This is a genomic window from Stappia sp. (assembly GCF_048261845.1).
Taxonomy (GTDB): Bacteria; Pseudomonadota; Alphaproteobacteria; order Rhizobiales; family Stappiaceae; genus Stappia.
Window position 1 is genome coordinate 22,552 of sequence record NZ_JBLXFR010000012.1, and the last position, 22,828, is coordinate 45,379.

21 protein-coding genes and 1 tRNA gene are annotated in these 22,828 nt (G+C 66.5%); 18 read left to right on the plus strand and 4 right to left on the minus strand.

The features are described from left to right. Positions 1-12: 12 nt before the first annotated feature. Positions 13-1,407, minus strand: a complete 1,395-nt coding sequence (locus ACN0T5_RS07310) for a dicarboxylate/amino acid:cation symporter (RefSeq protein ID WP_417767968.1) — start codon at positions 1,405-1,407, stop codon at positions 13-15. Between the two features lie 454 nt (positions 1,408-1,861). Between ACN0T5_RS07310 and ACN0T5_RS07315 the strand changes: the two genes are divergently transcribed. Beyond that, a complete protein-coding gene (locus ACN0T5_RS07315; protein WP_417767969.1) occupies positions 1,862-2,488 on the plus strand; it encodes a LysE family translocator in 627 nt (208 codons plus the stop codon). Between the two features lie 15 nt (positions 2,489-2,503). Here ACN0T5_RS07315 and ACN0T5_RS07320 read toward each other — a convergent pair whose 3' ends face one another. Beyond that, positions 2,504-4,864 carry an EAL domain-containing protein gene (locus ACN0T5_RS07320; protein ID WP_417767970.1) on the minus strand — a complete coding sequence of 787 codons (2,361 nt, stop codon included), beginning with the start codon at positions 4,862-4,864 and terminating at the stop codon, positions 2,504-2,506. 203 nt (positions 4,865-5,067) lie between these two features. On the opposite strand from ACN0T5_RS07320, the gene ACN0T5_RS07325 reads away from it, so the two are divergent. The 3 genes from ACN0T5_RS07325 to ACN0T5_RS07335 all read left to right on the plus strand — a co-directional run bounded on the left by ACN0T5_RS07325 (position 5,068) and on the right by ACN0T5_RS07335 (position 8,156). Next, positions 5,068-6,354 carry a LysR substrate-binding domain-containing protein gene (locus ACN0T5_RS07325; RefSeq protein WP_417767971.1) on the plus strand — a complete coding sequence of 429 codons (1,287 nt, stop codon included), beginning with the start codon at positions 5,068-5,070 and terminating at the stop codon, positions 6,352-6,354. Next, a complete protein-coding gene (locus tag ACN0T5_RS07330) occupies positions 6,341-6,694 on the plus strand; it encodes an ArsR/SmtB family transcription factor (RefSeq protein WP_417767972.1) in 354 nt (117 codons plus the stop codon). Before ACN0T5_RS07325 ends, ACN0T5_RS07330 begins: the two co-directional genes overlap by 14 nt. A gap of 121 nt (positions 6,695-6,815) precedes the next feature. After that, positions 6,816-8,156 carry an NAD(P)-binding domain-containing protein gene (locus ACN0T5_RS07335; RefSeq protein ID WP_417767973.1) on the plus strand — a complete coding sequence of 447 codons (1,341 nt, stop codon included), beginning with the start codon at positions 6,816-6,818 and terminating at the stop codon, positions 8,154-8,156. Positions 8,157-8,370: 214 nt separating this feature from the next. Here the strand turns inward: ACN0T5_RS07335 and ACN0T5_RS07340 are convergent, their stop codons facing one another. Continuing rightward, entirely contained in the window at positions 8,371-8,703 is a 333-nt protein-coding gene (locus ACN0T5_RS07340; RefSeq protein WP_417767974.1) for an ArsR/SmtB family transcription factor, read from the minus strand. Positions 8,704-8,907: 204 nt separating this feature from the next. Between ACN0T5_RS07340 and arsB the strand changes: the two genes are divergently transcribed. Then, positions 8,908-9,960: an ACR3 family arsenite efflux transporter gene (gene arsB, locus ACN0T5_RS07345; RefSeq protein ID WP_417767975.1), complete on the plus strand. Its 1,053-nt coding sequence runs from the start codon at positions 8,908-8,910 to the stop codon at positions 9,958-9,960. 857 nt (positions 9,961-10,817) lie between these two features. Here the strand turns inward: arsB and ACN0T5_RS07350 are convergent. Further along, a tRNA-Ser gene (locus ACN0T5_RS07350) sits at positions 10,818-10,907 on the minus strand. 551 nt (positions 10,908-11,458) lie between these two features. Here ACN0T5_RS07350 and ACN0T5_RS07355 point away from each other — a divergent pair. The 13 genes from ACN0T5_RS07355 (at position 11,459) to ACN0T5_RS07415 (ending at position 22,818) form a co-directional block, all read left to right on the plus strand. Then, a complete protein-coding gene (locus ACN0T5_RS07355; RefSeq protein ID WP_417767976.1) occupies positions 11,459-12,079 on the plus strand; it encodes a 50S ribosomal protein L21 in 621 nt (206 codons plus the stop codon). Positions 12,080-12,125: 46 nt separating this feature from the next. Continuing rightward, positions 12,126-12,395, plus strand: coding sequence for a 50S ribosomal protein L27 (gene rpmA, locus ACN0T5_RS07360; RefSeq protein ID WP_306029127.1), 270 nt, complete (start codon positions 12,126-12,128; stop codon positions 12,393-12,395). A gap of 133 nt (positions 12,396-12,528) precedes the next feature. Then, positions 12,529-13,149: a GNAT family N-acetyltransferase gene (locus tag ACN0T5_RS07365; RefSeq protein ID WP_417767977.1), complete on the plus strand. Its 621-nt coding sequence runs from the start codon at positions 12,529-12,531 to the stop codon at positions 13,147-13,149. Continuing rightward, positions 13,131-13,709, plus strand: coding sequence for a GNAT family N-acetyltransferase (locus ACN0T5_RS07370; RefSeq protein WP_417767978.1), 579 nt, complete (start codon positions 13,131-13,133; stop codon positions 13,707-13,709). Before ACN0T5_RS07365 ends, ACN0T5_RS07370 begins: the two co-directional genes overlap by 19 nt. Beyond that, positions 13,706-14,236, plus strand: a complete 531-nt coding sequence (locus ACN0T5_RS07375) for a GNAT family N-acetyltransferase (protein ID WP_417767979.1) — start codon at positions 13,706-13,708, stop codon at positions 14,234-14,236. Before ACN0T5_RS07370 ends, ACN0T5_RS07375 begins: the two co-directional genes overlap by 4 nt. Positions 14,237-14,283: 47 nt before the next feature. Then, positions 14,284-15,327, plus strand: coding sequence for a GTPase ObgE (gene obgE / locus ACN0T5_RS07380; protein WP_417767980.1), 1,044 nt, complete (start codon positions 14,284-14,286; stop codon positions 15,325-15,327). A gap of 90 nt (positions 15,328-15,417) precedes the next feature. Further along, a complete protein-coding gene (gene proB, locus ACN0T5_RS07385; RefSeq protein WP_417767981.1) occupies positions 15,418-16,680 on the plus strand; it encodes a glutamate 5-kinase in 1,263 nt (420 codons plus the stop codon). Continuing rightward, entirely contained in the window at positions 16,673-17,959 is a 1,287-nt protein-coding gene (locus tag ACN0T5_RS07390) for a glutamate-5-semialdehyde dehydrogenase (protein WP_417767982.1), read from the plus strand. The genes proB and ACN0T5_RS07390 overlap by 8 nt, the downstream gene beginning before the upstream one ends. After that, a complete protein-coding gene (locus ACN0T5_RS07395; protein WP_417767983.1) occupies positions 17,960-18,604 on the plus strand; it encodes a nicotinate-nucleotide adenylyltransferase in 645 nt (214 codons plus the stop codon). It begins immediately after the preceding gene. Between the two features lie 255 nt (positions 18,605-18,859). Next, the gene (gene rsfS, locus ACN0T5_RS07400; protein ID WP_417767984.1) at positions 18,860-19,270 is read left to right on the plus strand and encodes a ribosome silencing factor; all 411 of its coding nucleotides are present in this window, start codon (positions 18,860-18,862) and stop codon (positions 19,268-19,270) included. A gap of 99 nt (positions 19,271-19,369) precedes the next feature. Beyond that, the gene (gene rlmH, locus ACN0T5_RS07405; protein WP_417767985.1) at positions 19,370-19,852 is read left to right on the plus strand and encodes a 23S rRNA (pseudouridine(1915)-N(3))-methyltransferase RlmH; all 483 of its coding nucleotides are present in this window, start codon (positions 19,370-19,372) and stop codon (positions 19,850-19,852) included. A 255-nt stretch (positions 19,853-20,107) separates the two neighbouring features. Next, positions 20,108-21,484, plus strand: a complete 1,377-nt coding sequence (locus ACN0T5_RS07410) for a murein hydrolase activator EnvC family protein (protein ID WP_417767986.1) — start codon at positions 20,108-20,110, stop codon at positions 21,482-21,484. Next, entirely contained in the window at positions 21,481-22,818 is a 1,338-nt protein-coding gene (locus ACN0T5_RS07415; protein ID WP_417767987.1) for a S41 family peptidase, read from the plus strand. The genes ACN0T5_RS07410 and ACN0T5_RS07415 overlap by 4 nt, the downstream gene beginning before the upstream one ends. Positions 22,819-22,828: the final 10 nt, after the last annotated feature.

The following is a 22,828-nucleotide window of genomic DNA, read 5'->3' on the forward strand; positions in this document are numbered from 1 at the left end:
GTCGGCAGCGATCTATGGCGATGCAGGATCGGCCGTGACCGGCGCCCCCTCGCCGAGGTCGCGCAGCCACACCGCAGCGGCAAGGTCGCCGCTGACATTGACCACGGTGCGGCACATGTCGAGCAGCCGGTCGACACCCAGGATGATCACCATCCCGTCGGCGGGAATGCCGGCGCTGGCGGCGACGCTGAGCAGGATGGCGATGCTGACGCCGGGCGTGCCCGGCGCGCCGATGGAAGAGGCGACCAGCGTCGTCGTCACCACCGCGACCTGAGCGCCGGTCAGTTCCACGCCGGCCAGTTGCGCCATGAACAGGATCGCCACCGCCTGGTAAAGCGCCGTGCCGGCCATGTTCATCGTCGCGCCCAGCGGCACCACGAGACTGGCAATTTCTTCCGGCACGCCAAGGCGACGCGCCGTCTGGATTGTCACGGGCATCACCGCCGAGGAACTGGAGGTCGAGAAGGCCAGCAGCAGGTTGCCGCCAGCCGCCTCCAGGAAGCGCCACGGCGCAATCCCGCCGGCCAGCCCCGCAACCGCCAGATAGAGCACAAGCAGCAAGGCGAGACCGGCCAGCACCACCCCGACATAGCCGGAGATGCCGACCAGCGTATCGGGACCGACCCGGATCACCAGCTGCGCCATCAGCCCGAACACGGCAAAAGGGGCGAGGAACATCGCCCATTTGACGATGTTCATGGAGATCGACAGCAGCGCCTCCATCAGTTGCAGGAAAGGCTCCGCCCGCGCCCGGTCGACCTGGGTGACCGAGATGCCGACCAGCAGCGCCAGGACCACCACCGCCAGCATGTCGCCCTGGACGATCGAGGCGGTCGGGTTCTGTGGCAGGATGTTGACGATCAGGTCGGGCAGCGTCGTGGCGGACGGCGCCTCGGCCGCCTGCACCGCCACGTCCGCACCGTCCCCGAGGGGCCCATGGTGCACGGGCTCGGCCGGGCGGAAACCGGCGAGACCGGCGCCCGGCTGCAGCCATTGCGCCAGCGCGACGCCGGCCAGGGCCGCCGCCGTCGTGGTCGCCAGGATGAAGCCGGCCAGTCGCAGTCCGACCCGCCGCAGCGTGCCGCCGCTGCCCGCGCCGGCGAGCCCGCCGACGATCGAGGAGAAGATCAGCGGCACCAGCACCATGGCGATCAACGCCAGGAAGATGCGGCCCGGCAGCGCCAGCCACAGGCCGATCGCCTCCGCCCTGTCGGGCGGCACCAGTCCGGCGCTTTCGCCGAGCATCAGGCCGAGGCCGAAACCGAGTGCCATGCCAACCATGACCTGCGCCCATAGTCGCGAGGTGATCCACACCCTCAGCTTGAAGCGCTGACCCGAAAGATGTCCCGTTCCCCGAAGATGGTCTGCCTCGACCTCCGTCGGTCCTCCGGCACGCATTTCGGTCATTCCACCCCCTTCCGAGCTCCCCGCCGCTTCCGTCTGGCCAGTCTTTCGTACCCGCCACAATAGCGCAGGCCGCTCCGGCGGGGACAAGTCGGGAAACCCCGCAGTCGCCGACCCGGGGACAAGATTTCGTGGCCCCGAGGATAGCTCCGGCGGCGACCTCCGCCAGAGCGCCGGGAGACCGCCGGGAGGCACATCCGGCATGACGCCTCGCGCCGTGCAATTTCGAAAAAAAATGAATCAATTTCTCGAAAATCCGGCGCAGAAATTGTCCGAACCTGTCCAAGTTCCGGCTTTGCCGGCACTCCCGGCACACGGTTCATTCGCTCACGCGTTTGGCCGCGTTCCCCCTCGGACGGGCTTCAAAACCGCTTCCTGTCCGCCAAGGACCGCGTTAGCGTGTCCACCGGTCGGGCCGGCTCCTGAAACACCATGCGGCCCGCTCCGGGAGAGAAACATGAGCGCTGAACTGTGGTTCGTCTTTGTCCTCGCAGCCCTTGCCCTGTCCCTCACGCCGGGGCCGAACGGCCTGCTTTGCCTCGATCACGGCGTTCGCTACGGACTTTCCCGCAGCACCTACACCGCGCTCGGCGCGGTCGCCGGAATGAGCCTTTTGATCGGCGCCTCGCTCGCGGGCCTCGGCGCCGTCATGCAGGCTTCGGAGCTGCTTTTCACACTGGTCAAATGGGCAGGTGCGGCCTATCTCGTCTGGCTCGGCATCCGGCTCTGGCGGGCACCGGGCTTTTCCGCTGCCACCGTCGAAGGTGCCATGGCGGCCGCCCGTCCGATTTCCCGGCGCCGCGCCTTCGCGCAAGGCCTCCTGGTCGCCGTTTCCAATCCCAAAGCGCTGATTTTCTTTGCAACTTTCCTGCCGCAGTTCATGCAGCCGGGCCAGTCCCTGTGGTTGCAGTTCGTCATTTTCGCCGGCACCTACGGGGCCATCGAATTCGCCTATGAAGTGATGCTGGCCGGGGCAGCCGGAAGGCTCGCGCCCTGGCTGGAGCGCTGGGGCCGGGTCTTCAACCGGATCACCGGCAGCGCCTTTGTCGGGGTCGGGGCGATGGTCGCCGCGACGCAGCGCTAGGCACTGTTTTGCTGTTCACCCGGCCGACTTCAGTGGCGACGTGACCTCCACGAGGCCTTCCACGGCAGGCACGGTGCTCTCGGCGGGGCGGCCGACCAGATAACCTTGAGCTTCCGAACAGCCTTCCTGCTCGAGAAACGCCAGTTGTGCCCGCGTCTCGACGCCTTCGGCAAGGACGGGAATGTGCAGGCTGTCGCCCAGCGCCAGAACAGCCCGGATCATCGCGCAGGCCTGAGGTCCCTTGTCGAGATCGTCCATGAACGACTTGTCGAGTTTGATCTTGTCGAACGGAAAGGCTCGAAGCGTCGAGAGAGACGAATAGCCGGTGCCAAAGTCGTCCATGGCAATCGACACGCCCAACGCCTTGATCCGCCTGAGAATATGAAGCGTTCGCTCCGTGTCGTGGATCAGCGACGTTTCGGTGATCTCGATCTCGAGCCGGCGCGGCGGCAGACCGCTTTCAAGCAGAATTTCATGGATGGTGTCGGGCAGTTCGGTGTTGCCGAGCTGCAGCGCGGACATGTTGACCGCAATCTTGTAGGGCTGCGTCCAGGACGCCGCCTCCAGACAGGCGGCGCGCAGGACCCATTCCCCGATCGGCAGGATGAGACCTGTATCCTCGGCCACGGGAATGAACTGCATCGGCGGGACCACGCCGCGACCGGGGTGCCGCCAGCGCAGCAGGGCTTCGTAGCCGATCACCTCGCCGGTGTAGATCGAGATCTGCGGCTGGAACACCAGGAAGAACTGTTTCTCGTTCAGCGCCGTGCGCAACTGCAACGCCATCGCCCGCCGCTCGCGAACGCGCTCGTCCATCTCCTCCTCGTAGAAGCAGATCACCTCCGCGTGCGATCCCTTGGCCCGGTACATGGCAAGATCGGCGTTGTTCATCAGCATCGCCGGGCTCGCCGCGTCGTCGGGATAGAGCGAAATGCCGATGGACGCGCCACAAGTCAGGTCGGCATGCTCATAGGCAACAGTGGCGAACAGCTCGCGTTCCAGCCGCGAGGCAAGGCACAGGGCCTGCTCACGGTCGGTGACCACGGCGGCGGCGACAAACTCGTCGCCACCCAGCCGCGCGACGAACGCGTCCTTGCCGACGGCGGCGCGCATTCTCTCGGCCAGGACGCGCAGGACGTGATCGCCCGCCGCATGGCCATGCACGTCATTCACCTCCTTGAAGCGATCGAGGTCGATCGCGAACAGCGCGATCCCGGCACTGGCCGGACGCGTCTCGATCAGGCTGTCGAGATGCTCGAGGAAGGAAGAGCGATTGGGCAGGCCAGTCAGATTGTCGAAGCTGGCGAGATAGGTGATCTTCTCTTCCTGCGCGAGCCGCTGGCGCAGATCCCGCACAGAATAGTAGCGGGTGCCAAGCTCGGTCTTGTCATCCCGGTCGTCGCGGGCGGCGACCTCGACCGGCACATCAGTCCCGGCGGAGGTGAAGAGCGTCGCCCGCACCAACTGGTCGACCGATGACGGCCCGCGGGGCACCAGATCCGCAAAGGCCCGGCCGATGATGCTTTCACGCTCCTCGCCGAACAGCAGCGCGAAGGCTTCGTTGCAATCGACGATCCGTCCGGCTGTCTCGATGACAATGCCGTCGACGGAGCTTTCCAGTATCTGCTTGGCGCGCGCCTTCGAGCGCAGCGACGCCTGCCGGTCCAGCAAGTGGCTGGCAAGGCCTGTGCCGAGCACCAGCAGACCGACGCCCGCCACCGCGACCGCCAGGGCGCCATAGGCATCGTCGCTGGTCAGGGCTCCCGGCTCGGGGGTCGCGGGCAGGATGCCGACCGCCGCCATGCCGGTGAAGTGAAGGGCGACGATCGAGGCGGTAAGCGTGGCTGCGCCGAGTATTTCGCGTGTCTGGAGACTGCCGAAGCGGGTCGCGGCGACGAAGGCGGCGCCTGCAAGAACCAGCGACAGCACGACCGAGACGGTAACATAGACCGTGTCCCAGAGGATGACGCCGTCAATGCTGAAGGCAGCCATTCCGGTGTAATGCATCGCCGCGACGCCGAGGCCGAACAGGGCGCCGCCCGTCTCGCTGGCAAAACGCCACCGGCCGGAAGCAACCGCCAGGCTCGCCGCAGCGGAAACAACCGCCACCATCAGCGACAGGCCTGTCAGCATCGGATCGTAGGAGACCGGGACACCGGGCCGATAGGCCAGCATTGCAACGAAATGGGTGCACCAGATCGTCGACCCGGCCGCAACCGCGCCAAGGAAGACCCAGAAAGGTCTTGCTTCCCGCTCGGCCGCCTGCGTGCGCAGCAAAAGACGCATGGTGATCCACGAGCCCAGCACGCATATCGCTGCCGCCAGCGCGACAAGACGGAGATCGTGCTCGGTGAAAAGGCAGACGAAGAAACGCATGATGGCATCCTTGAACAGCTGTGCCGGACCATTGCGAAAAATCCCTTCAGCTTCCTTAACTTGCCCTCCATTCTCATCTTTTCGGGCTGGCTGTTTTCTCGGACCTGTTCTCAGGCGTCGGCACCTCACGAACCCGGAGGCATCTCGACCGCAGGAAGGGCCAGCCTGACCGATGCCGCAACGGGCGGCGGCGACCGTTCCCGTTGAGCATCGGCAGCCGAGCCGATGGCCGCAACGCTCTCGGATTTCGGATCGAAGGCGCCGTCCGGGTGGGCGGCGGCAGGCGCCCGGCCGGGCAAGGCACCGCGACGCCGGGTTTTCCCGCCGATCATCACGGCAACGGGCTTCAGGATCGCGGCGAGCACCCTTTTGAAGGCCAGGGCACGAAGCAGATGCGCACGCTCGATGGCTCCGGACCGGACAATTTCAGGCGGGACGCCAAGCTCAAGGGACCACATTGCATTCTCCGCGTGGTGTGTGTCATTGCCCGACCTGACCTGTTTGCGCTGGACTTCACAAACGACTGTTCGTTATCTTACGAACAACAAAACCTTGTGCGAGCCGGAATGAGCACGCTTCCCTTGAATGCCCTTCGTTTCTTCGAGGCCGCCGCAAGACGGCTCAGCTTCGCGGAGGCCGCGGAGGAACTGAACGTGACGCCCGCCGCGGTCTCTCGCCAGATCCGCCTGCTCGAGACGCAACTCGGCGTCCGGCTCTTTCGCCGCCTGACGCGCGCCGTGGCCCTGACGCCGGAGGGAGCCGCGGCCCTGCCGCTGCTCACGGAGGGCTTCGCCCGTCTGCAGGACGGGGTGGAACGGATGCGTGTGACCGGGACGGGTGGAGTGCTTTCGGTCAGCGTCGCCCCGTCCCTCGCGCAACGCTGGCTCGCTCAACGCCTTGGCCGTTTCATGGAGCGGCACCCTGACATCGAGCTCGTCATCGACGCGACCGAGCGCGTTTCGAATTTCGGCGCCGACCGGGTGGATATCGGTTTGCGGTTCGGTGCCCAGCCCGATCCGCGGTTGCGTGCAATCGCGCTGTTCGAAGATCCGATCTTCCCGGTTTGCGCACCGGCCCTCGCGGCACGGCTCGGCCCCTCGCCATGCGCCGCCGATCTCCTCGCCCATCCGCTGCTGCATGTCCACAGGGACGGCATGATCGCCAAGCTGCCGCGATGGGCGGACTGGCTGAGCGCTGCCGGTCTCGGCCCCGTTCCATCTGGCGGAGCCCGGTTCACGCAGCTCACACTCGCCATCGAGGCGGCAATCGCTGGGCACGGGATAGCCCTCGCCAGTCATGCCCTCGTCAGCGACGACCTCGCCGCCGGGCGGCTGGTACGACCGCTGAACGCGGCCGATGTCGAGGCTGGCGCCTTGCGTTACTGGATCGTTTATCCGCCCGAGAGTGCCGCGAACCCGCGACTTCGGGCGTTCCGCGACTGGGTGCAGGGCGAAGCTCGAACAACAGGAGAAACGGATGACCGCGACTGAAAGCCCGATGACATCCTGCTGCGGCCAGACGCGTTGCGATTGCAACCCGTCAACGGCCCCGACGCCCCTTGCCGTCGACGACAGGGACCTTGCCGCGCTCTGCAAGGCCCTCGCGCACCCTGCACGGATCGCCATCCTTCGCCGCCTGCTTGCCGCCGACACATGCGTGTTCGGCACGCTCGCCGACCTGGTTCCGCTGGCCCCCTCCACCGTCGCACAGCATCTGGCACAGTTGCGCGCCGCCGGTCTGGTTCGGCAATGGGATGACGGGGCCCACAGCTGCTATTGCGTGGAAACCGAGCGGCTCTCCGCCCTTCGCTCGATGATCGAGAAACTCTGACCGGCAGACTTGACGCCGGCTTGCGACAGATCTATTCGTAAAAACACGAAAAGAGAACGGGGCGCCCTGAGCGCCCTTTTTCACCACCTTTTATTCGTAATATTACGAATTGGAGACGCGCATGAGTGAGCATCTGGATCTTCCCGCTGTCGGCAGCGACGCTCCCCTGGCAATCGTCGGCGCCGGACCGGTCGGACTTGCAGCCGCCGCCTGGGCTGCCGAAAGGGACATGCCCTTCCGCGTCCTGGAAGCCGGACCGACGCCGGGGGCGAATGTCCGCGACTGGGGCCATGTCCGGCTCTTCACACCCTGGCGGCATCTCATCGACGGCGCGGCCCTGCGCCGGCTCGGGACGCAAGGTTGGGCCGCCCCCCGGCTCGACGACTTTCCCACCGGGCTGGAATTTGCGGATCGCTGGATCGAGCCGCTGGCCAAGAGCTTCGGTCCGGCAATCGAAACCCGCACGGAAGTTCTCGCGATCGAGCGGCCGGACGGGTCGGATGCACCGTTCCGCCTCACGGTTCGCCATGCGGGCGGTATCGGGACGGTTTCGGCAGGTGCGGTTCTCGACGCATCGGGAACCTGGCGGACGCCGAATTTTCTTGGAGACGATGGTCCCGTCGCCGGAGAGGACGGCGCTCCCGTCCACTACGGCGTGCCGGACGTGCTGGGCAGGGATCGCGCCACCCATGCGGGACGGCGCGTGCTGGTGGTCGGCGCGGGCCACTCTGCCGCCAATGTTCTCATGGACCTCGCCCGGCTCGCCGACGAGGCACCCGGCACGGAAATCACCTGGGCCGTGCGCGGCGGCTCGCCCGTGCGCCTCTTCGGCGGCGGCGCGGCGGATCAGCTTCCGGCGCGCGGGGCGCTCGGCGCTTCGGTTCGTGATCTGGTGGATTCCGGGCGCGTCACGCTGCACATGGGCGTTCGCGTCGACATCGTCAGCACGACCCGTTCCGGCACCCTCGTCACAGCCAGGGATGGTCGCGAGATCGGCCCCTTCGATGCGATCGTCGCCGCCACCGGACAGCGGCCCGATCTTTCGATCACACGCGGGCTCTCGCTCGATCTCGATCCGCTGATCATCGCCCCGCGCCGGCTCGCCCCGATGATCGACCCGCGCATCCATTCCTGCGGGACGGTGCCTCCGCACGGCCATGCCGTTCTTGGCCATCCCGAGAAGGGCTACTACGCAGTCGGCGCGAAAAGCTACGGAACGGCTCCGACCTTCCTGATGGCAACCGGCTACGAACAGGCGCGCTCGATCATCGCCGCGCTTGCGGGCGATCTGGTCGCTGCGAACGACGTGCGCCTTGTGCTTCCCGAGACCGGTGTCTGTTCCGGTGGAGGCGACGGCCAGAGCTGCTGCGGCGGCGCATCCAGCACCGAGAGCGACTGCTGCGCACTCGACACGGCGGCCAAGCGCGGCGGCGCCTCCGGCTGCGGTTGCCGGGCGGCATGATCATGGCACCGGCCAAAGGGGAACAGCCATCCCGGCGGCAACGAAGCGGAAGCCCCGTCATTGCTTCCCTTTACGGTCCCCGGAAAGCCGGTCGGCCGCTGCCGTGAGGCCTGCCCTCCCCAAAGCCGGCTGATCACGGGTTCCGGGCCCCCTTCCCGCGCGGCGTCACGGCGGAGACCATCCGCCGCCGCGCGGTATGTCCCGGCAGGACGTGCTACCCGCCCGGACCGAGCAGGCAGAGAACCTCGGAGCAGTTCTCGATGCGCCCCTCGCAGCAATCGGCCAGAAGGAAACGGACCAGATCGCTGATCGCCGTCAGGTTCGCCGCATAGTGGATTTCGCGCTGGTGCCGGGTCGCGGTCAGGATGCCGGCGCGCTTCAGGATGCCCAGGTGCCCGGACAGGGTCGAGGGCACGATGCCGAGGCGCCGAGATATCTCGAGAGCCGGGAGCCCGTCCGGGCCGACCCGTATCAACAGCCGAAACACTGCGATCCGCGAGGGCTGGGCGAGTGCCGCGAAGGCCTCGATGGCGGTTTCCTGATCCATGTTTCGTCGATGCCCGAATTATCGAAGCTTGACAAGTCCCCGCGCGGTGAATTAGCTCCGACCATAATTCGGCGATCACCGAATTGACTCTTGTCTTGCCGGCTGCGGAGCGTGCGAACGGCCCTCCCGGGCGGTGGCAGATATTGGGCAAAAACAGCGCCTCCCTGGCGCATCCGCCAGGACCCGGGAAGAGGACTTTCGAGAATGACCGATACGACGAGTGCAGACGAAGGGGCAATGGGCGCGTTCGAGCGGTATCTGACCGTGTGGGTCGCCCTTGCCATGATCGCCGGGATCGGGATCGGCTCGGTCGCACCGGGGCTGGTGTCCGCAATCGCCAGCGCCGAGGTCGCCTCGATCAACCTTGTCGTCGCGGTTCTGATCTGGGCGATGGTCTACCCGATGATGGTCAGCGTCGATTTCGGCGCGGTGGCCGGTGTCGCCCGGCAACCCAAGGGCCTGATCGTCACGCTGGCGGTGAACTGGCTGATCAAGCCGTTCACCATGGCGTTTCTCGCCGTCCTGTTCTTCGAGCACGTTTTCGCGCCATTCATCGCCCCCGAGGATGCCGCGCAATACATCGCCGGGCTGATCCTGCTGGGAGCCGCGCCCTGCACCGCCATGGTCTTCGTCTGGTCGCAACTCACGCGCGGCGATGCGACCTACACGCTGGTTCAGGTGTCGGTGAATGACCTGGTCATGGTGGTTGCCTTCGCCCCGATCGTGGCCCTGCTTCTGGGTGTCACCGACATCTCGGTCCCCTGGGAAACGCTGGTACTTGCCACCATTCTCTATGTCGTCCTGCCGCTGCTGGCGGGTCTGGCGACCCGCCGCGCGCTGCGCAGGCCCGACCGGATCGAAGCCTTCACCGCCCAGGTCAAGCCGTGGTCGGTTGTCGGGCTGATCGCCACGGTGGCGATCCTGTTCGGCCTGCAGGGCGAGGTGATCCTGCAGCGACCCTTCCTGATCGCGCTGATCGCGGTGCCGATCCTCGTTCAGTCCTATGGCATCTTCGCGTTGGCCTATGGCGCGGCCTACATTCTGCGCGTGCCGCACAGGATCGCGGCGCCCTGCGCCATGATCGGCACCTCGAACTTCTTCGAACTCGCCGTGGCCGTTGCCATCAGCCTGTTCGGACTGAACTCCGGCGCCGCGCTGGCGACGGTGGTGGGCGTCCTGGTGGAGGTGCCGGTGATGCTGTCGCTGGTCGCCTTCGCGAACCGGACCCGCGCCCGGTTCCCGGATCCTTCAGCGTGACGGCTCTCGACCGGCGAAACAATCCCATGAAGACCGGCTGAAGCAGCGGTCTTCATGTTCTCTGGCGGCCACGCACCGAGGGCACTCAAGGGCGCGCAGGGCGACGCCCTCGCCTCCCTGCCAGGCATGCACGCTTTGCAATCTGTCGAAGACCCGGAAACCGGCGGGCCGAAGCCGGCGAAAACGAGGACGACACCCGGGCCATGGTCCCGCAAGATGACCGAACCGGCCCGATGGCGTCGCGTCTCACGGCAAGCAAAACTCCCGAAGCGGACTTTCACACCCGACGCGGCGACGGTTCGGCCGGATACCGAAGCTTCAACTAGCGTCTCAATCGCCATAGCTGATAGAGCGAGAAACAAGACGTCAGTACAGCCAAGGGCAGCCAGATCAGTCTTGACTGCTCCGAATACACCACCCCAGCATCGCTGTCGAAGCACACGCCCAGTTCATCAAAACAATCAAGCCATTTAAAATAGAACGAATAACAAGCAAACCAGAAGATGGCAGACAGTCCCAGCGATACCAGAAAAATAAGTTTCCTCAGAGCCGCTTCCATTTCACGAATATATCTCTGACGCCTGAAAACTCAATGTCTGAAAAGTCCTTGCGGCCGCCCTCTCTCGCATCGACTGCGTATGTCTGTTCGGCTGCGGGCGCCGGCAACACCGAACGGAAACAACGGCCATTCTTGCCAGACAGCGACGGGCAGCACAAAGCCATTGCATGCGGCGGCCGGTGGAGATTTGGGGGAGACAGTTCGAACCCGCAGGGCTCGCGAGGCAAAAAGCCGTCCGAGCTCATGCGAGGCTCCGACCGGAGCGAAGCCCGAAGGGCGACAGCGCAAAGTCAGAGAATGGCGGAGAGAGAGGGATTCGAACCCTCGGAACGCTTGCGCGCTCAACGGTTTTCGAGACCGCCCCGTTCAACCACTCCGGCACCTCTCCGCATTGACGAGATGTCGTGGTCTCAAAGTGCGACGGTACATATCGAAGTGCGGCGCGCCGCACAAGGGGCGGATTGCGATTTTCCTCGCCGTTTTTTCAATGCCTGCCGAGCGTTGTGCATGCGGCGGCGTGACGGGCGGGCCGGGTGCCGCTGCGCCCCCGTCCCGGCGGGCTGGCGCGCGCCGCCAAAGGAGGCTGCCCGGATAGCGGCACAAAAGCGCCGGGAACCGCACGCGCAAGCGTTGACTTTGGCCTCCCGATCCGTATATTCGCGCTGCTTCGCAAAGGGACCGAAAGTGTCCCTCCCCGTTGCCCGAGGCATTCCGCCGATCCCCGCAACCCTCAACAGCCGTCCCGACAAGGACGCGCGTACGGTTTCGAATTCGGCAGGCCGGACCGGTTGTTCCCGATGAGGAGACACCGACGGCTTACTCAAGTTCCCGCCCCGGCATGTTGCCGGCCAGCAAGGGACGCCACAGGGTGCGGCTGCAAGCCGTCCGGGCCACGCCGGTCCGGGTCGTGTCAAAAACGAAAAGAAGGACGTGCGAGACATGTTCGCAGTGATCAAGACGGGCGGCAAGCAGTACCGCGTCGCCCAGGACGATCTGATCAAGATCGAGAAGCTGACGGCCGAGCCGGGCGAGACCGTGACCTTCGACGAGGTGCTGATGGTCGGCGGCGAGACCGCGACCGCGATCGGTTCCCCGGTCGTCGACGGCGCCAGCGTCGTGGCCGAGGTCGTGGACCAGGGCCGCAACCGCAAGATCATCATTTTCAAGAAGCGCCGCCGGCAGAACTCGCGCCGTCGCAACGGCCACCGCCAGAGCTTCACCCTCGTCAAGATCACCGATATCCTGACGGGTGGCGCCAAGGCCGCTCCGAAGAAGAAGGCTGCTGCGCCGAAGGCCGAGAAGGCTGAAGACGCCGGCGCCGAGAGCGAGCTGCCGGTGCTGTTCACCGCTCCGGAAGGACCGGCCGACGATCTGAAGAAGATCTCCGGCGTCGGCCCCGTGCTGGAGAAGAAGCTGAACGCGCTGGGCATCACGACCTACGCACAGGTCGCGGCCTTCACCGCGGAAGACATCGCCCGCGTCGATGACGCCCTTTCCTTCAAGGGCCGTATCGAGCGCGACAACTGGGTCCAGCAGGCGAGCGAGCTGGCCGGCAACTAAGCCGCCGTTCAACGCTAACGCTAAGGTTTCGACGAGGAGTTTCGTCATGGCACATAAAAAGGCAGGTGGCTCGTCCCGTAACGGCCGCGATTCCGCGGGCCGACGTCTGGGCATCAAGAAGTTCGGCGGCGAGGCAGTCGTTCCGGGCAATATCATCGCGCGCCAGCGCGGCACGAAGTGGCATCCGGGCACGGGTGTTGGCATGGGCAAGGATCACACGATCTTCGCCATGGTCGAGGGCACGGTGACCTTCGAGAACAAGGCCAACAAACGCACGTTTATTACCGTAACGCCACTCGTAGACGCAGCAGAGTAACGCCGACGTGTTTGGTTCCAACCGCCGGCGTCCCATCGACCCGGCGGTTTGAGAAAACCGGCATGATCGCGACAGATCAGGGGAGATGGGCCGCCATCTCCCCTTTTTCTTTGTCGCAACGCCGGAGGACACCATGGTTGCGGATCTGGAAGACAGTCTGGAAGAGGAAAGTCTGGGCGCGGCCGCCCGGCCACAGGACAGCGAAAGGCTCAGGCTCGATGCCCTGCGCCAGGACGATCTCACCGATATCGTCTTCCTCGCCAACAACCGGCGCATCGCGACCATGGTCGCCTCGATGCCGCATCCCTTCACCGTCGCCGACGGGCGCAACCTGATCGCCGCAGCCGCGACGCGCACGGTGAACCGCGCCAAGTTCGCGATCCGCATGCGCTCCACCGGGCGTTTCATCGGCGAGATCGGCTACGGCCAGCTCGACGAGGACGGCCCGATGCATCTGGGCTACTGGATCGGCGAACCGTTCTGGGGTCAGGGATACGCCACCGAGGCGGCGCAGGCGATGATCGACCATGTCTTCTCCACGACGCGGATCGAGCGGCTGACGGGAGCGGCCCGCGTCACCAACCCGGCGTCGCGCCGGGTTCTGGTGAAGTGCGGCTTCCAGTTCGTCGACCAGGGCATGATCGTCTCGCGCGGCGCCGGCGGGCCGGTTTCCGTCGACCGCTTCGCGCTCGACCGCAGCACCTGGTGCGCCCTCAAGCGCTGGGGGCAGATGTCATGTCTCGTCAGCGCCTGAGCGACCATCTCGCCACGCGGCGCCTCGTCCTGCGTCCGCTGCGCCCGGCGGACGCGGATGCGATCGACACGCTGTGCGTCCACGACTTCGAGGTCTTGCGCTGGATGACAAGCCTGCCCTGGCCACCCGAGGACGGGGCGACGGAAGGCTTCATCGCGGCGGCGACGGACCAGGACCCGGTGGGCGGCGAAGCGGCCTTCGCGGTGACACTTGGCGGCGTGCTGATCGGGCTTGTCAGCATCACGGCACCCGGCGACCTTGCCGAGCATCCGGACTGCCCGACGCTCGGCTACTGGATCGGCCGGCCCTTCCAGGGGTTCGGCTATGCCGGCGAGGCGGCCGTCGCCGCACTCGACTGGGCGTTTGCCGCACATGGCTGCGAGGCCGTCGCGGCGCGCGCCTTTGCCGACAATGCCGCCTCGCGCAAGGTGCTGGCGCGGCTCGGCTTTCGCGAGACGGGGCGGACGATGCGCCGGTCGAGGGCTCTTGGCCGCGAGGTGGAGAATGTCGTCCTGCGGCTGGAGCGGAACGAGCGCCAACTCGCGGAGGCAGCACAATGAGCCTGACCGTTCAGACCCCGAGACTGACGCTGCGGCCGCCGACAGGCCGGGACATCGACCGGCTGCTGCTCCTTGCCGGCGACTTCGAGGTGGCACGGATGCTGGAACGGATGCCGCATCCCTATACGCTGTCGGACGGCGAGGCGTGGCTTGCCGGGATCGGTGGCGATCCCGGGCGAGCCGATTTCGCCATCGACGACGGCAGCGGCCTGATCGGCGGGCTGTCGCTTCGCGGATTGGACGAAACGCCAGTGATCGGCTATTGGCTTGGCCGTCCCTATTGGGGCCGGGGCTATATGAGCGAGGCGGTGGCCGCGGCACTCGGCTGGTTGTTCGACAACCATTCCACGTCCGCGGTCGAGGCAAGCGTCATGACGGAAAACACGGCTTCGCTGAAGGTTCTGGCGAAGCTCGGCTTCGCCGATGCCGGCGCAACCGACTGTGTCTCGGCTGCCTGCAACGAGAGCCGGCCGGCACGACGCTGCCTGCTTGACCGCGACACATTTCGCCGTCTTACATCGGCATGACAGGGGCCTGACCGGCATTCCGGCAGGCCAACGGAAAGACAAGACAGATGAAGTTTCTCGACCAGGCCAAGATCTATGTCCGTTCCGGCGACGGCGGTGCCGGCGCGGTTTCGTTCCGCCGCGAGAAATACATCGAGTTCGGCGGGCCGGATGGCGGCGACGGCGGACGCGGCGGCGATGTCTATGTCGAATGCGTCGACGGCCTGAACACCCTGATCGACTTCCGTTTCCACCAGCATTTCAAGGCGAAGACGGGCATGCACGGCATGGGCCGCAACCGCACCGGCGCCAAGGGCGACGACGTGGTGCTGCGCGTGCCGGTGGGTACCGAGATCCTGGAAGACGACAACGAAACGGTGCTTGCCGACATGACGACGGTCGGCGAGCGCCTGCTGCTCATGAAGGGCGGCAATGGCGGCTTCGGCAATGCGCATTTCAAGTCGTCCACCAACCAGGCGCCGCGCCATGCCAATCCGGGCTTGCAAGGCGAAGAGAAGTGGATCTGGCTGCGGCTGAAACTGATCGCCGATGCCGGTCTCGTCGGCCTGCCCAATGCCGGCAAGTCGACCTTCCTCGCCGCCGTATCGGCCGCGCGGCCGAAGATCGCCGACTATCCCTTCACCACGCTGCATCCCAATCTCGGCGTGGTCGAGATCGACGGGCGCGGCTTCGTGATCGCCGACATTCCCGGCCTGATCGAGGGTGCCCATGACGGGGTCGGCCTCGGCGACCGTTTCCTCGGCCATGTGGAACGCACCCGCACGCTGCTGCATCTGGTCGACGGAACCCAGGAAGACCCGGGCGAGGCCTATCGGGTGATACGCGGCGAGCTTGCCGCCTATGGCAACGGGCTCGACGAGAAGCGCGAAGTGGTGGCGCTGTCCAAGGTCGACGCGCTCGATCCGGAGACGCGCGAAGCGCGCGCGGCTGAACTGGAAGCAGCCAGCGGCCAGAAGCCGGTGCTGCTGTCCTCGGCCAGCGGCGAGAATGTCGAGCGGACGCTGCGCATGATCCAGAGGGCGATCGACGGCGACCGCGAGGAAGAGGCGAACATGGTGCCGCATCTTCCCAGCGAGCCATGGCGACCGTGACGGTGCTGCCGGGAACGCGACCCGGGCACCATGCCGCCCCTTTCGTCATCGCGCCCGCTTCGGGCAGGAAGCTCACGGACCCAGACGCACATGTCCACCAGCAAAGAGGCCGCCGTAACGGGTAAGGACGGCACGGCTGCCTCCCTTACAGGCACCTCCCCCGAACACACGCCCCCCTCTGGCAACCGCCTCACCGGCTACCGCCGCGTCGTCGTCAAGATCGGCTCGGCCCTTCTGGTCGAGAACGGCCGGCTGAAACGCGACTGGCTCGACGCGCTCGCCGACGATCTCGCCATGCTGGCCCGCTCCGGCTGCGAGCTGATCGTCGTTTCGTCGGGCGCCATCGCGCTGGGGCGCGGTGTGCTGAAACTGCCGCGCGGCCCCCTGAAACTCGAACAGGCGCAGGCAGCCGCCTCCGTCGGCCAGGTGGCGCTGGCGCAGGCCTATGCGGAAGCGCTCGGCGCGCGCCAGCTGACCGCCGGTCAGGTGCTGCTGACGCTCGGCGACACGGAGGAGCGGCGACGTTATCTCAATGCCCGCGAAACGCTGAACATGCTGCTGAAGCTCGGCGCCGTGCCGATCGTCAACGAGAACGACACGGTGGCGACCTCCGAGATCCGCTATGGCGACAATGACCGCCTGGCAGCCCGCGTCGCGACGATGGCGAGCGCCGATTGCCTGGTGCTGCTCTCCGATGTCGACGGGCTCTACACCGCCCCGCCGGCGACCAATCCGGACGCGGTGTTCCTTCCGCAAGTGCCGGCGATCACTGCCGAGATCGAGGCGATGGCCGGTGCCGCCGGCTCGGAACTTTCGCGCGGCGGCATGCGCACCAAGATCGACGCGGCGAAGATCGCCACCTCCGCCGGCACGACGATGGCGATCGCCAGCGGCAAGCGGCTCAATCCTCTGGCCTATCTGGAAGACGGCGGACGGGCGACATGGTTCCTTGCCCGCTCCACCCCTGCAAGCGCCCGCAAGGCCTGGATCGGCGGACACCTGGAGCCACGCGGGGCACTGGCACTCGATGCCGGCGCGATCCGGGCGGTCGTCGCCGGTCGCAGCCTGCTGCCGGCCGGCGTGCGCCAGGTCGACGGCACCTTCAGCCGGGGCGATGCGGTGCGCATCGTCGGGCCGGACGGACGCGATATCGGCCGCGGCATCGTCGCCTACGACCATCCTGAGGCGCAACTGATCATGGGCCGCAACAGCCGCGAGATCGAGGCCATCCTGGGATATGCCGGACGGGCTGAGATGGTGCATCGCGACGATCTCGTGCTAAGCGGGCAAATGGACGAGACAGGACAGGCCGCGCAGCACGGCACAGCAAGGGGAGTGCGGGACGATGCTTGAACGGGCAACGACCGGAAGCAACGACATCGCGGAGCTGATGCTGGATATGGGCGCGAGGGCGCGCAAGGCCGCGCGCAGGCTTGCCACGCTCGACGCAGGTGCCAAGAACCGCGCTCTGGTCGCGATGGCCGGCAAGGTGCGCGCGGCTGCGGCCGAAATTCTCGCTGCAAATGCCGAGGACATTGCGGCGATGACGGCGAACGGCCAGACCGCCGCCTATCTCGACCGCGGCACCTTGAGCGAAGAGCGCATCGAAGCGATCGCCGCCGGCATCGAGGCGGTCGCGGCACTCGAGGACCCGATCGGTACGGTGATCGCCGCATGGGACCGGCCCAACGGCCTGAGGATCGAGCGGGTGCGCACGCCGCTCGGCGTCATCGGCGTCATCTACGAAAGCCGCCCCAACGTGACCGCGGATGCAGGTGCGCTGTGCCTCAAGGCCGGCAATGCGGTGATCCTGCGCGGCGGCTCCGACACAATCCGCTCCAACAGGGCGATCCACGCAGCGCTCGCCGCCGGTCTCACTGAAGCCGGACTGCCCGAGGACGCCATCCAGGTCGTGCCGGTGACCGACCGGGCGGCCGTCGGCGAAATGCTGAAAGGGCTCGGCGGCGCGCTCGACGTGATCGTTCCGCGCGGTGGCAAGAGCCTTGTCGACCGCGTGCAGGACGAGGCGCGGGTGCCGGTCTTCGCCCATCTGGAAGGCCTGTGCCACATCGTCATCGACCGCAAGGCCGATCTCGACATGGCGGTTGCAATCGCCGCCAATGCCAAGATGCGACGCACCGGCATCTGCGGCGCGATGGAGACCCTTCTGGTCGACCGGGCGGTGAAAGACACCCATCTGGCGCCGATCTGCACGGCGCTGGTCGCGGCCGGGTGCGAACTGCGCGGCGATGCCGAGGTCTGCGCGGCCATCCCCGAGGCGGTGCCGGCCAGCGAGGAAGACTGGCGCACGGAATATCTCGACAGCATTCTTTCCGTGCGCGTGGTCGACGACCTCGACGCGGCGATCGGACATATCGAGACCTACGGCTCGCATCATACCGACGGCATCATCACCGACGATGCGGAGGCCGCCGCAAGGTTCTTCGCCGAGGTGGATTCGGCCATTCTCACCCACAATGCCTCGACCCAGTTCGCCGATGGCGGCGAGTTCGGCATGGGCGGCGAGATCGGTATCGCGACCGGACGCATGCATGCACGCGGTCCCGTCGGCGTCGAGCAGCTGACCAGCTTCAAATACCGCGTCCACGGTACAGGTCAGGTGCGCCCCTGAATGCGCGCCACCGCGACCGGCCAGCGCGGCGACCCGCGGACGGCGATCCCGCATGCGGAACCGGGCAATGTCATCGGCCTGTTCGGCGGGTCGTTCAATCCGCCGCATTCGGGACACCGGCTCGTCGCCGATGTCGCCCTGTCGCGACTCGGGCTCGACCAGCTCTGGTGGCTGGTGACCCCGGGCAACCCGCTCAAGGATCATTCGCAGCTCGCCCCGCTGGGTGAACGGCTTGATGCCGTCGCAGCCATTGCCCGCCATCCGCGCATGCGGGTAACCGCCCTCGAGGCGCGGCTCGGCACCAGCTACAGCGCCCGCTCGCTCGCCCTGCTGGCGCAAAAGCGTCCGCAATTGCGGTTCATCTGGATCATGGGCGCCGACAATCTTGCCGGATTCCACCGGTGGCAGGACTGGCGCGGGCTGATGGAGAGCATGCCGGTCGCCGTGATCGACCGCCCGGGCGCCACTCTGTCGGCCCTCTGGTCGCCCGCCGCGCAAACATTCGCCAGGTGGCGGATCGACGAGGCAGACGCGGCAATGCTGGCCTCGGCACAGGCGCCGGCATGGACCTTCCTGCATGGTCCCAGGGACCCCTCGTCGTCGACGCGAATCCGGGCCGGAGAGGCCGCCAAACGGATGTCTTGAAAACGCCACCAAGCAGGGCCACTCTATCCTCATGTCAGAAGAGTCGCTTTAGGCAGAGTTCTGGCGTAGAAGGCCGGGTACAGAACACCCGCCGGCCGGCAGGTCCTGTGCCCAATCGGCGCGATCCGCGGATCGACCGACGACGAGACCCGCCCTTCGGGACGCGAACGTCGCGGCGAGGCGGTCGGCAGGACTGACCGGCGCCAGCCCTTTCGGGCGGCCGGGCGAACCGGATGAAAGGCTATCCGTCTGAGCATGATCTTTGACTCCGAGGCAACGGCCGCAGCCGCTCCTCATCCCGCAGCAGGCGGCACGCGTGGGCGTGCGGCCCTGCTCGACACCGTTCTCGCCTCCCTTTCGGATTCCAAGGCAGAGGACATCGTCACCATCGACATCACCGGCAAGTCGCCGATGGCCGATCAGGTCATCGTCGCTTCGGGACGTTCGCACAGGCATGTCGGCGCCATCGCCGATCACCTGCAGAGCGACCTGAAGGACGCCGGTCATGGCAATGCCAAGATCGAGGGAGCGCCCCAGTGCGACTGGGTGCTCATCGACGCCGGCGACGTGATCGTTCACGTGTTCCGCCCCGAGGTCCGCGACTTCTACAATATCGAGAAGCTGTGGTCTGCGGATGTGAACGCACCGGTACACTACGCCGGCTGAGCCGACACGGCAGAGGAGCACGCCGGAAGGGGACCCGCCGCGCAACCGGCGGCGGGACAGAAATCCTTGCGCACCTCCCCGGCAAGGCACGGATACCGGATGCGCCTGCATATCGCCTGTATCGGACGGCTGAAGTCCGGACCCGAACGCGACCTGTTCGACCGCTATGACGGCCGCGTGGCAAAGGCCGGGCGCGCCGTTTCGCTCGGTCCGCTCTCCGTTACCGAACTCCCCGAATCGCGCAGCCCCCGCGCCGAGGACCGCAAGAACGAGGAGGCGCGGGCGCTGCTTGCAGCGATTCCGGCGGGAGCGGTCGTGTTTGCCCTGGACGAGACCGGCAGGACCCTGACCAGCGAAGCCTTCGCCGCACAGCTTGCCGCCTTCCGCGACGCCGGCACCGGCGATCTCGTGCTCGCCATCGGGGGGCCGGACGGACATGGCGAGGCGGTACGGCAGGCGGCGCGACTGACGCTGGCCTTCGGGCCAATGACCTGGCCCCACCAGATCGTGCGCGCACTGGCGGCGGAACAGCTCTACCGCGCGGTAACGATCCTGTCCGGACACCCCTATCACCGAAGCTGAACTCCCCGGGTTTCGCAGCCGTGCCTGCCCGTATTCCGCCCTATTTCTCGTCTAGGCCTGTCGACTGAGGCAGGATTGAACGGTTTACCATTCGTTAGGGTTGACGTTTCGTTAACGTCCCTGGGGCAAGCTGATCACTCGAGTTTCAGCCCGTCCTGCGGGTCTTGCGCATACCGGATGGCAGTCCGTCGTGCAGGGCCGCCGCGACAGACGCGGGCGGAGTGGTGGATGCGCGACAAACTGCCTGATGGAGCCATGCGAACAGCCTTGGTGCTGCTTTTCCTTGCCCTCGCCACCGGGCCGGTGGTGCATGTCCTGCATCTGATGCCGGACATGGCCATGGCCAGCGAGGAACTGGCGAGCGAGGAAACGGACGCCACCGGCGAGACGGCAACCGGGAATGAAACCACCGGAGAGCCACTCGCCAAGCGCAAGGCCCGACGCGAGGAAGAACTCTCGGCGCTGACCCGCGACCTGTCGCTGTCATCCGACAGGCAGGCCGCACTGGCCCGGGACATTCGCGCCATCGAGCGCGACCGGCAGGCGCTGAATGCCGATCTCCTGCGCACGGCGCAGCGGGTGACGCGCCTGGAGGAGCAACTGGCGGCGACCGAGGACCGGTTGCGTCGCCTGGGAGAGAACGAGGACGCAGTGCGCGCTTCCCTTGTCGAACGACAGGATGTGCTGGCCGAGGTGCTCTCGGGCCTGCAGCGCATCGGCCGGCATCCGCCGCCGCCTCTCGCAGTGCGGCCGCAGGATGCGCTTGGCGCGGTGCGCAGCGCACTCCTGCTGAATGCGGTGATGCCGGAACTGAGCCTCGAGGCCCAGGCGCTCGCAAGCGACCTGGCATCATTGCGGCAACTCAAGGTTTCCAGCGCCGCGGAACGAGACCGGCTTGTATCCGACGCCCGCCGTCTCGCGGAGGAGCGTACCCGGGTCGAACTTCTGGTTTCGTCGAAAAAGCGCGAGCGCGAGACGAGCGAGGCGGAACTGGCTCAGGAAAAGGCCCGTTCCGAACAGCTGGCACAGGACGCAAGCTCGCTGAAGGAGCTGATCGCCACACTCGAGAGAGACATAACCAGCGCCCGCGAGGCGGCGGAAGCCGCGAAACGGGCAACCGAGGAGCGGAAGACGCGAACGGCCTCGTCCGATCCCTCCCGCGACCCGGGCCGGCTGGCGCCAGCCTTCGCCTTCACGGAGGCGAAGGGGCGAATCAACAACCCGGTCACCGGGGCGGTGCTTCGCGATTATGGCGTGGATGACGGGTTCGGCGGTCGCACGCAGGGACGGTCGATCGCGGCGCGCACGGGGGCCCAGGTCGTGGCCCCGGCGGACGGCTGGGTCGTCTATGCCGGACCGTTCCGCTCCTACGGGCAGGTCTTGATCCTGAACGCCGGCGACGGATATCATATTCTCCTGGCCGGCATGGACAGGACGAATGTGGAACAGGGACAGTTCGTGCTGGCGGGAGAACCCGTCGCCACCATGGGCGAGACGCGCGTAGCCAGCGCCGCCACGCTTGATCTCGCGGCACCGCAACCGGTGCTCTATGTTGAATTTAGGAAAGACGGCGTTTCGATCGACCCCACCCCCTGGTGGGCTCGGTCCGAAGAAGAAAAGGCTCGCGGATGATTCGGAAAGCTTCCCTGTTGCTGGTCGGCGCGCTCATTGGTGGCGCGACCATCACCGCCCTCTCGCAGATGCCGGTGCGCGTCAGTGGCGTGGCCAATGCCGCGGCCTCCGACACCTACCGGCAGCTCAACCTGTTTGGTGACGTGTTCGAACGGGTCCGCTCCGACTATGTCGAGGTGCCCGATGACGCGGCACTGATCGAATCCGCGATCAACGGCATGCTGAGCTCGCTCGACCCGCATTCGAGCTATCTCTCGCCAAAGCACTTCCGCGACATGCAGGTGCAGACACGCGGCGAGTTCGGCGGCCTTGGCATCGAGGTCACCATGGAAGACGGCCTCGTCAAGGTCGTGACGCCGATCGACGACACACCCGCCTTCAAGGCCGGCGTGCTCGCCGGCGACCTGATCACCCATCTCGACGGAGAGCAGATCCAAGGTCTGACCCTGTCCGAGGCCGTCGAGAAGATGCGCGGGCCGGTCAACACGGGCATCGACCTGACCATCCGCCGCGAGGGCGCCGCCAAACCGATCAAGCTGACGATCACCCGCGACGTGATCCGCATCCGTTCCGTGCGCCACCGCGAGGAAGGCAATGTCGGCTACGTCCGCGTCACCCAGTTCAACGAGCAGACCTATGACGGACTGAAGGACAGCATCGAAGAGTTGGCCAGGACGATCGGCCCTGACAAGCTCAAGGGCTATGTGCTCGACCTGCGCAACAATCCCGGCGGTCTGCTCGACCAGGCGATTGCGGTGTCCGATGCATTCCTGCAGCGGGGCGAGATCGTCTCGACGCGCGGGCGCAACAATGACGAGACGCAGCGCTACAACGCCCGCTCCGGCGACCTCACCGAAGGCCTGCCGGTCATCGTCCTGGTCAATGGCGGTTCGGCGTCGGCCTCGGAGATCGTCGCCGGTGCGCTGCAGGACCATCGCCGCGCAACGGTGCTGGGCACGCGCTCCTTCGGCAAGGGGTCGGTGCAGACCATCGTGCCGCTGGGCGCAAATGGCGCCATCCGCCTGACCACGGCTCGCTACTACACGCCGTCGGGCGTCTCCATCCAGGCGAAGGGCATCACCCCCGACATCGAGGTGCTGCAGGAGCTTCCCGACGAGCTCAAGGGCAACGTCGAGACCAAGGGCGAGGCAGGCCTGCGCGGCCACCTTCAGGGCGAAGGCGAGGGCGAGGAAAGCTCCGGCAGCCAGGCCTATGTGCCGCCGGATCCCAAGGACGATGCCCAGCTCAAGCTGGCACTTGACCTGCTCAACGGCGTCCAGCTGAACAGTGCCTTCCCGCCGGTCGGCGATCAGAAGGCCGCTGTCCCGAACTGAACCCGCGCGA